The following is a 504-nucleotide window of genomic DNA, read 5'->3' on the forward strand; positions in this document are numbered from 1 at the left end:
TGTGAACCGCTCCGGGATCGGTGGAGGCTCTATGTGTTGACTCCAGCCACCGGTTGGGGCTGGTGTTGAGCGTAGTAGTTGGTCTCGTATTCGTGGGGCGGGGTGTCTCCGATCGCGCTGTGGAGCCGTTGGTTGTTGAACCAGTCGACCCATTCCGCGGTGCCGAGTTCCACATCTGCGAGGCCATGCCAGGGCCGACAGGGCTTGATCAGCTCCGTTTTGTAGAGGCCGATCTGGGACTCCATGAGCGCGTTGTCCAGCGCATCACCGACGGTGCCCACCGAGGCGTCGATGCCGGCCTCGAGGAGGTGCGCGGTGAACGCGAAAGACGTGTACTGACTCCCCGCATCCGAATGATGAACCAGCCCCGGTCCAGTGGGAGTCCCAGCACGGTCGCGCCGCCACAGGGCCATGTCGAGGGCGTCGAGGACGAGCTTGGCCCGCTTGCTGGTGGCTGCGGACCAGCCGACGATCGCCCGGGAGAAGACGTCCACGACGAACGCG

The 504-nt window shown here is 64.9% G+C and carries 1 protein-coding gene; it reads right to left on the minus strand.

Annotated features, from left to right (window positions below; translation table 11 throughout):
* Positions 1-29: 29 nt before the first annotated feature.
* A partial coding sequence (locus MTQ10_RS30980; RefSeq protein ID WP_247474152.1) for an integrase core domain-containing protein occupies positions 30-504 on the minus strand: 475 nt, incomplete at its 5' end.

Source organism: Streptomyces sp. XM83C, from assembly GCF_023072675.1.
GTDB classification, from domain to species: domain Bacteria; phylum Actinomycetota; class Actinomycetes; order Streptomycetales; family Streptomycetaceae; genus Streptomyces; species Streptomyces thermocoprophilus.